The following is a 6,459-nucleotide window of genomic DNA, read 5'->3' as shown; positions in this document are numbered from 1 at the left end:
CATGCGCTCTCCCCGATCCCCGAAGTCTTTGAGCTGCTGCCGGCCTTTGCCTCCTGCACGCAGGAGGAAGCCGGGGCGGACGGGCTGATCTTCGGGGATTTCTTCCGCGGCATTCTGGCTACGGACGAAGAGACAGACCGGAGGGTCCGGCGTTATCTGCAGACCTGCCGGTTCACGCCTTCTCTGTCTTATGAGGAATGGATGTATGCTGACCGGGAGGATCTGTTCGTCTCCTGGAGCCAGCTGTTTGCAGAAATTCCCGGACGTATCCGCAGGGAGCTGGACCGGCTGTAGATAAGTTATACGAGGACCAGTTATGATACAAGAAAAGATTCTTAATGGAGGGAACCATCATGTACAAGCAACTGGTGGCCAGCAATGATCTGGCGGTAGAGAGCGGATTATCCCGGCAGGTGCTTGATCCGGAGAGCCGTTATTACGGAGGCACCATTGATCCCGGTACGGGCGTTGTCTGGGTCAATCACACTACCGGCACACCGACCGAGATGTGCTATTGGGGGGCCGCCCTGGTAAACCCCGATTCCAAGTACTACCGGGATGAAGAGCTGCTAGACCGGCTGCGGCTGGCAACGGAGTTCGTGCTGCGTGCCCAGCATGAGGACGGCTCCATCTCCCCGGGCTGGACGAACTATCATTCCCCGCCGGATACAGCCTTTGTCATCGTCGGCTATACCCAGCTCTATCAGCTGCTGGCGCAGCAGGAATGGCAGCCGCTCCAGCCCGTGCTGGACAATATGAGGCTGTTTCTTGAGCGGACGCTGCCGGTCATGCTTACGGGCGGCGTCCATACCCCGAACCATCGCTGGGTAATCTGCGCGGCGCTTGGGTTTCTGCATGAGCTGTTTGGGCTGGAAGAGCTTGTGCAGCGGGCAGATCAGTGGCTGGCAGAGGGAATAGACATTACCCCGGACGGGGAATGGACAGAGCGCAGCAACGGCATTTACAATGCAGTCAGCGACATCATGCTGATTCATGCTGCCCGCCTGCTGGACCGGCCGCAGCTCCTGGAGCCTGTCCGTCTGAATCTGCGGATGATGGTCTATCTGGTCCATCCCTCGGGCGAGGTCGTGACCGATTATTCCGGACGGCAGGATCTGGGGAGTGTCCATGATCTCTCTCCGTATTATTTGCCCTACGCAATTCTGGCCCGTGCAGACAACGATGCGCAATTCGCAGCCATGGCGGAATGGGCCGGGCGGGCGCTCAGCCATCCGGGCGTCTGCTCGGCCAATGTGCTGGTGAGGATGCTGCTTGAGCCGGAGCTTCAGCAGACTTTCGGGGCAGTGGCAGAGCTGCCCGTGAAGTACGAGACGCTACTGAACGGGGATTTTCTGCGGCACAGCTATCTGCAGGACATGGAGGCCGCCGGTCATCAGGGGCGGATTTTCCACAGCCGGCTGCATACCGATTTCGGGGCACCCGTTGCCCGCTTTAGGGATGGAGATACCAGTGTAACACTGATCACGGAGACACCGTCTTTCTTTGCGCTGCGCCATGGTGCTGTGCGGCTGCTGGCTGTCCAATTGGCGTCTTATTTCAATCCGGGATTCGTCCCGATGCAGGAAATGACGAAGCTGTCCGCCGGGTACCGCCTCGCAGGCGAGCAGAAGAAAGGGTACTATGGTCCGGTAGAAGGAGCCCTTCTTCCGCCGACTGCCGCAGCAGCGGTCAGCCCCTGGTATCTGCTCCCGCACCAGAGCCGTCCGCTCACGCATGAACAGACGTTCCGCGTGGAGACGGAGGTGCAGCGCACAGATACGGGCTGGACAATCCGGGTGTATTGTGAGGAGCCGGGGGAGGTCATGACCCAGCTGTCCTTTGTTTTTGGCCGGGAAGGCAGCTTCACTTCTGGCGAGCTGCAGGCGGTCGAAGAGGACTGCTACCTCTGGAGCGGAGGTGTTCTCCGCTATACCAGCGGCGAAGACTGGGTGGAACTTACGGGGGGAGAACTTGGCCATCTGGCGAGAACGGTACGTGAAGCGAAGCTGCAGAACAACTGCAAGGCAGTGCTGGTCAATGTGATGACCCCGTTCGATAAGACATTCACCCTGACGCTCTCTTCTTCTATGAGAAGTGGTGTCTAGTCTCTGAGAGAATCGGCAGATTCCTTGACTTCTAAAGCTCATATGTTAGAATGACGAAACCCTAATTCTAATATAAAGAAGTGAAGTTATGCTAGAGCCCAAGGTAAAGGGGAAACGGGGCAGCCTGTTCCTCGACAAGTATTTTTCCGGAGAATCGATAGATTACCGCCAGATGATAGCTTTATTTATACCGCTTCTGGTCGATCAGGCCTTTATTGTCGGTCTGAATCTAGTGAATACGGCGATGATCAGCTCGTCCGGTGTGGCGGCAATCAGCGCCGTTAATATGATCGATTCACTTAATATTTTTCTGATCAGTGTATTCATTGCAGTTTCCACAGGAGGGACCGTTGTTGTCGCGCAGTATAAAGGGAGCGGTAATGACCAGATGGTCTCCAAAGCCACAGCCGGTGCAGTCTCATCAGTCTCTTTGATGGCGCTATGCATCGGCTTGTTCGGGATTGTGCTTCACGGTCCGCTGCTGAACCTGCTGTTTGGTGCGGCTTCGCCGGAGGTAATGGCCAATGCCCGGACGTATCTGATCGGCAGCAGCCTGTCCTATCTGGGTATCGCTGTTGTAGAAGCGGTCTGCGGCGCATTGCGCGGAATCGGCAGGACTAGGGCTTCCCTCGTGCTGTCCCTGATCATGAACCTGATCTATGTTCTGCTGAATTTTGTATTCATCAACGGTCTGCACATGGGTGTGTTCGGGATGACCATTGCCGTCAACGTATCCAGATATCTGGCTGCGGTCTGCGCGCTTATCTATCTGTTCCGGATGGACAATACGCTGCATGTGAAGATCCGCGATCTGCTGGTCTTGAACTGGTCGATGCTCAAACGAATTATGAATATCGGCCTGCCGTTTGCTGCAGAGCAGATGTTTTTTAACGGCGGTAAGATTCTGACCCAGGTCTTCATCGTCAGCCTGGGCACCTATGCAATTGCCACGAATGCCATCACATCCACCCTGGCCGGAGTCATGCAGATTCCTGCGAATGCCTTGTCCCTGACGCTCATTACAGTGGTAGGCCAATGTATGGGCAGCAGAAATGTGAAGGACGCCCGGAAATTCGTCAAATCGTTTCTTTGGCTGTCGTCCGCTTCCTTTGTGCTGATGGCGCTGCTGATTTTTCCGTTTTTTCATCCGCTGGTGTCCTTGTTCCACCCTCCGGCTGAAATTATCGATGACATTTTCCTGGTCTTCCTGATCAATTCCATTGCCCAGATTCCGCTCTGGTCGATCAGCTTCATTACGCCGTCGGCCCTCCGGGCCGCAGGTGACTCCAAATATACATCGATGGTCTCAATGCTGTCGATGTGGCTGTTCCGCGTGGTACTGGGATACCTGCTCGGCATCCAGTTCGGTATGGGCATTGTCGGTGTATGGCTGGCGATGAACTGCGAGTGGGGCGTGCGGGGCTTCATCTTCCTGCGGCGGTTCCTTGGGGAGAAATGGGTCCAGCATAAGGTCATTTAAACGGAATATGGAAGATATAAAGAAAGAGACTGCCATCCGCAGAGTTGAATCTGCAAGAGGGAGTCTCTTTAGTGATGTTATTCGGCAGCGGCCGAAGCCGCTTCTTTACCGGCAAAAAAGTTCGGCAGATACTCCCTGTTCGCCTCTAGCATTTCATCCAGCATAGCTATAGCCGTCTCTACGGAAGGCACGAGCGGATGATGGGCGAGCGCCTGGATCGCCAGGCTGCGGTCGCCGGTGACGGCTGCGTCAATCGCCAGCTGCTCATACGTCTTCACGGCATGGATCAGCCCCTTAGCCATCGGCGGGATTTTTGTTAGCGGCAACGGCAGCGGACCGGTCTTTGTGACAACACAGTTGACCTCAATACTGGCATCCTCCGGCAAAAAGCTGAGAATACCCCGGTTCGCCACGTTCAGCGTCTGGATATCATTCGTGCCATTATGCAGGGAGCGCATCAGGTTGACGGCGGCTTCAGAATAAAAGGCACCCCCGCGCTGCTCCAGCTGCTTCGGCTTCTCCTTCAGCTCCAGATTGCTGTAAATTTCGAACAGCTCTTCCTCGACGCGTTTGACCACTTCGGCACGATTTGCACCCTGCTTGGCGGAGGCCAGCTGCTCTTCGAGCATGGCGTCGGTCATGTAGAAATATTTCAGATAATAAGAGGGCAGAGCACGCAGGGACTGCAGGAATTCGGGATTCCATTCCCGTGCAGGGACGTTCTTCGCGCTGTAGCCAGCCGTATCGGCCAGCATCTCATCCAGCTTGTCTTCACCCTCGACATCAATTCGGGTAATCCAGTGCAGGTGATTAAGCCCGACGAACTCGGCATAAATCCGGTCCGGCGCGGCATTGTATTTCGCCGATACCTGCTTGATCAGCCCGATCGGCGCATTGCAGAGGCCGATGCTCTTCACCTTCGAGTATCTCAGCACCGCTTCAGTCACCATTCCCGCCGGGTTGGTGAAGTTCAGCAGCCAGGCATCAGGAGCGAGCTCTTCGATATCCCGGCAGATGTCCAGGATTACGGGAATGGTGCGCAGCGCTTTCATCATTCCGCCCGGGCCGGTCGTTTCCTGGCCGATGACCCCGTATTTGAGCGGAATGGACTCATCGCGGGCGCGGGCGTCCAGCATGCCCACGCGGATCTGGGTGCTGACGAAGTCGGCACCGGCAATCGCCTCGCGGCGGTCAGTCGTCAGGTGGACTGTAATCGGGAGACCCGATTCCTGCACCATCCGCTTAGCGAGACTGCCGACGATGTTCAGCTTACGCAGGCCGGGTTCAATATCCACGAGCCACAGCTCAGTCACAGGAAGCTCCTTATGATGGAGAATGAAGCCTTCGATCAGTTCAGGTGTATAGGAAGAGCCGCCGCCGATCACGGCGATCTTGAGTCCTTGGTTAGCTGCCAAGATGAATCACTCCTGTCTGGTTGTTATCGGAATGGGTTCGAATTCTTGAAAGGTACGCATTTTGTCATAGATTTCACTGGTGATGCTGAGGCCGCCCTTTTCCAACGCAGACCATACCGCACCGACCACGGGCTCTGTGGTCAAGGTAACAACAGAGGCTTGCGGCGCGGCTTCGCGCACAGCCTGTTCAATTGGCCCGCGGATCCAGCCGCGGTCCCCCCGCGTCAGCAGGCTGCCGGCCAGCACGACGTCGAAGACGTCATGCTCCATGCCCAGCCTGCGGATCACGGCCGCTGCCGACTTGCCAAGCTCGGCACCCTGCCGGTGCAGGATGGCAAGCGCGGCTGCATCGCCCGCCGCTGCCGCCGGGAACAGCAGGCGCGCCGCATCCAGCGGCACGGATTTGCCATGGTCGAGGAAGTCATTGTACATGTCCTCGACCGACCTGTAGCCCAGCAGCTCCAGCAGCGCTGCCGTCAGCAGGGTTGGTGCCTCGCGCCCGTCCCAGGCACGGATCACGGTGCGGAACACCTCGACATTCAGCGCGCCGCCGCCGCCGAAATCGCCGTACATATAATCGAAGCCGCCGCACTGGAAGTGCTGGCCTTCACGGTTACGTCCTGCGGCATTGGTGCCGGTGCCGCAGATCAGGGCAACCCCGTACGGGCGGTTCGTGCCCGCCCGGAGGCCGATCATCGTGTCGCCGCCAATCGTATAGCTGCTGAATCCGATGCCGCGGATCAGCGGATGGAGGATGTCGTAGTCCGTCTTGCGGTCGGCTCCGGCGAGCCCGAGATAGGTATGCCTAACATCCTCAAGCCGGAGCCCGGCCTCCGTCAGCGCGGCAAACGCTGCTGCACGGATATTCGCGGCGGCTTCCTCCACGCCGGTCTGGTGATTGCCGTTGCCGCTCCTGCCCTTGCCGAGCACGTTGCCCGCGGCATCGGTCAGCAGGGCATAGGTTTTACTTCCGCCCCCATCGATCCCCATATAGTAAGCCAATGGTCGTCACTCCTAAAGTTTTGTGAGCATAACTTCGCTGATATTTCATCGTACAAAACTGCTTCGGAAGCATATGCTTAGTTTTGTGAGCAATCCTTCATTGTTGTGCGTGTGCTAATTAAATGAAGTGGAATTTCTCCATTTATTTCTCCATCAAACACTGGGATTAGGATGCTAGTGGGCAAAACTCCACTTAATTGAACCGGAATCCGCCCCCGAAGGGCTGGATGATGCGAAACAGGTGGAGATTTTCCAGCTAATCATCGCAAACTATAAAAAACGGTGTAATTAGATGGAGGAAATCCAGCTAATTCTTAAACCGGGCGTTTGGCGTGCAGTCGTGTACTCGGACACTAGGGCAGTCAGACAGTCGGACAGTCGGACAGTCGTGTACTCGGGCACCCTACTTCCCGGAAGTCGATTCCCGCACAATCAGCTCCGGATCAATCCGGATGCT

At 56.7% G+C, this 6,459-nt stretch carries 4 protein-coding genes and 1 pseudogene; 3 read left to right on the top strand and 2 right to left on the bottom strand.

Going from position 1 to position 6,459, the window contains the following annotated elements; genetic code table 11:
* From AQR02_RS34935 to AQR02_RS26215, 3 genes and pseudogenes are all read left to right on the top strand, one after another.
* Window positions 1-294 (top strand): annotated as a pseudogene (locus tag AQR02_RS34935) (hypothetical protein); the annotation flags it as partial.
* A 59-nt stretch (window positions 295-353) separates the two neighbouring features.
* Window positions 354-2,105 (top strand): hypothetical protein, encoded by a 1,752-nt coding sequence (locus AQR02_RS26220; RefSeq protein ID WP_054943304.1) that lies wholly within the window; start codon window positions 354-356, stop codon window positions 2,103-2,105.
* An 88-nt stretch (window positions 2,106-2,193) separates the two neighbouring features.
* Window positions 2,194-3,585 (top strand): MATE family efflux transporter, encoded by a 1,392-nt coding sequence (locus AQR02_RS26215; RefSeq protein ID WP_054943303.1) that lies wholly within the window; start codon window positions 2,194-2,196, stop codon window positions 3,583-3,585.
* 77 nt (window positions 3,586-3,662) lie between these two features.
* Here the strand turns inward: AQR02_RS26215 and AQR02_RS26210 are convergent, their stop codons facing one another.
* Entirely contained in the window at window positions 3,663-5,000 is a 1,338-nt protein-coding gene (locus AQR02_RS26210) for a 6-phospho-beta-glucosidase (RefSeq protein WP_054943302.1), read from the bottom strand.
* Between the two features lie 6 nt (window positions 5,001-5,006).
* Window positions 5,007-6,002 carry an N-acetylglucosamine kinase gene (locus AQR02_RS26205; protein ID WP_054943301.1) on the bottom strand — a complete coding sequence of 332 codons (996 nt, stop codon included), beginning with the start codon at window positions 6,000-6,002 and terminating at the stop codon, window positions 5,007-5,009.
* Window positions 6,003-6,459: the final 457 nt, after the last annotated feature.

The organism is Paenibacillus ihuae (assembly GCF_001368795.1).
GTDB lineage: Bacteria > Bacillota > Bacilli > Paenibacillales > Paenibacillaceae > Paenibacillus_AQ > Paenibacillus_AQ ihuae.
This window is presented reverse-complemented; position numbering and strand designations above follow the sequence as displayed.

Bases quoted from the DNA above. Each gene is read 5' to 3' on its own strand.
- AQR02_RS26215 (WP_054943303.1), top strand. From the start codon at position 2,194: ATGCTAGAGCCCAAGGTAAAGGGGAAACGGGGCAGCCTGTTCCTCGAC.
- AQR02_RS26220 (WP_054943304.1), top strand. From the start codon at position 354: ATGTACAAGCAACTGGTGGCCAGCAATGATCTGGCGGTAGAGAGCGGA.